This window comes from Protofrankia sp. CiT1 (genome assembly GCF_917627335.1).
Lineage (GTDB): Bacteria > Actinomycetota > Actinomycetes > Frankiales > Frankiaceae > Protofrankia.
In genome coordinates this window covers 1-2,510 of the sequence record NZ_CAKJTP010000298.1, presented here as the reverse complement: position 1 = coordinate 2,510, position 2,510 = coordinate 1, and the positions used below count along the sequence as shown (strand labels likewise).

The 2,510-nt window shown below is 62.1% G+C and carries 2 protein-coding genes; both read right to left on the bottom strand.

Going from position 1 to position 2,510, the window contains the following annotated elements; translation table 11 throughout:
• Positions 1-729 (bottom strand): bifunctional 2-polyprenyl-6-hydroxyphenol methylase/3-demethylubiquinol 3-O-methyltransferase UbiG (locus MJ785_RS21815; RefSeq protein WP_239382745.1); only part of this gene is annotated, 729 nt, incomplete at its 3' end.
• 98 nt (positions 730-827) lie between these two features.
• Positions 828-2,510 (bottom strand): asparagine synthetase B (locus MJ785_RS21810; protein WP_239382743.1); only part of this gene is annotated, 1,683 nt, incomplete at its 5' end.

Sequence of the window (2,510 nt, the reverse complement as noted above, 5' to 3'; positions counted from 1 at the left end):
GCCGTCAGTATGCTCCCAGAGGACTTCGTCAGCGCTCCGGTGGCGAAACTCCAGGCCAATAATATAATAACGGGCCAGCAACATTTTGGTCACGAGAGCGTCACGGTTGTAGACCATTACCCGCGCCTCCCCCTGCGCTGACAAGGCACGGGCTATCTGGCGGACTATGCGAGTGGTCCGCGACGAGTGATGAATCACCCCCCACGACCATACGAAGTCAAACTCGCCGGCGCCGAACGGCAGTTCCTCGGCATCCGCCTGCTGCACGCGGGCAGTCAGCCCCTTCACGGCCAGCCGCGACTTTGTTGCGGTGACAGCGCTCTCCGTCAGGTCCACAGCGGTGACATCCGCACCTCGAGTTATAAGTTCCTCGGTGTGCAGCCCCATTCCGCAGCCGATCTCCAGTACCCTTTTACCATCGAGCGAATCTGGTATGATCTGGTCGAAAGGCCGCCGTTTGGACAGAAACGGGAAGCTCGCCTCGATCCATCGGCGATCCATTTCATCAAACCATTCGCGACTCATCGGCTCAGAGCTGGACATCCCATGCCAGTCGTAGGTCATCGGGTTGTTCGTCCACCAGTTCCGATTGCCGATCTGGACGCTGTCGATGGGCTGTTTCTCGCTACGATGCGACTTGAATTTCAAGAGGACTCCTCGCTTTTCCGACCCTGTATCTTCTCTTTGGCTGGCTATACCACGGGAAAGACAGCGGGTGTCGTTGGTCATCCGCATCATCAGATTTCCGTGGCGGCCTGTCATGGCATTTTTTCGTCCCTTTCAGCTGCTAGCGCGACTGGTCTGGAGCTCATCGGTAGATGGCCGACTTAGTGATCACATTTGTCGGTGTCGAGCGATTCAAGCCACGCGTTCAACGACGCGAGCGCCCAGATCTCCGCCCAACGACGGCTGTTGCTTTCGAGTACTCGGTGGCCGATCACCGGATCGACATGACTCCAGACCGCGGCCGTCGGATCTGCAAGCGCACGGACATAGGCCGAGAGCGGCCCAGCGTTCATTTTCTGTTGAACCCCGACGGTGAAGCCCTGCTTAGGCCCGCGTGCGGCTCGAAGCAGACGACGGTCGCCGATGGCGCGGGCGAATCGTACTTTTCCGACCCGACCGTCTTCCGCGGCGTGCAGCCCGGCAGCAAGAACGCACCGGTCCACAAACGGGACACGTAGCTCCACTGAGCTGGCCATGGAAAATCCGTCCGCGTCTGGTAGAAGCGTCGCGCTGAGGTAACTGTCCACTTCAGCTCGGATTAGAGCGGCGGACGAGCAGCCATCGCCAAGCCCGTCCGGGGGCTGAACATGATCCGGCACAGTGTCGACGAGACCGGTGCCCGCAAGGGCACGCTCGAGGGGCCAGACCGACCGATGTAGGAGATCAAACTCCCAAGCGGTCCGTGGACCGCCAAGCGCGGCGAGCGTCTTTGCCTTGGCCGGAACACGCCCTGGAAGCAGGTCAAGTTGTTGATCCACCCACCGCCGTGGCCCTGCGGGAAGACGATCGAGCGCGCGGAGAACCTGCAAGGCCGGAAGCTGCCGAAAATGGCTGTAGCCGCCGAACGCCTCGTCGCCACCGAGCCCGGAAAGCGCGACCTTGAAGCCGTGGTCCCGTACCGCCCGGCACACGATCCACGTGTTCAACCCGTCGATCGACGGCCGCTGCATGTGACCAAAGAATGATTCGATGTCCAGGGGATCTCCACCAACCGTCACAACCTGGTGATGATGACTGAACGCTGCGGCGATCGCCGCGGCTCCCAGAGCCTCACCCTGCTGTGGCCCCGGTGCAACCGTCAGACAGGTCAGCGTGCTTCCGAGCTCCCGCGCGGCCCACGCGATCGCGGCAGAATCGATACCCGACGACAACAGGAGAGCGGTAGGTACATCCGCGCCAAGGTGGACGGCAACGGCGTCCAGGAGAGTTGTGCGCAGTGGGGCATCTGTCTCGGGTGCGCCGAGCGGGAGCGGACCGCCGAGCCGGTCGGGACCGACGATGGTTCCTCGTGCGCGTTCGCCGGATGCATCGATCTCGATCCAGGTGTTTGCCGGCACAGCCTGGATGCCATCGAGCGGTGATTCATCACCGCCCAAGGCGCCCAGATGCAGAAAGCGAGCCACCGCCGCAGCCCGTATGGACCCGCGGGGTGCTATTGCGGCAAGCGCCCGTAGCTCCGATGCGAAGGCGACGGTACCGTCTGACAGCCGGCGCCAGTAGAGCGGTTTTATACCAAGAGGGTCACGCGCGAGCAAGATCTTCTGCCGTTGTACGTCCGTGGCGGCAAAAGCGTACATGCCCCGCAGCCGCCACAGTTCGCGTGAGCCATGGACCTCGAGGAGGTGCGGTATGACACGTCCGTCGCTTCCGTGCGTGTCGTCGATCCCCAACCAGCGGGCAACCTCCCGGTGATTGTAGATCTCTCCATTGAAGACTGTGCCGATGGTTCCACTGGCCGACCACAGCGGCTGGTTACCAGCGTCGGATGGAGCGATGATCCCAAG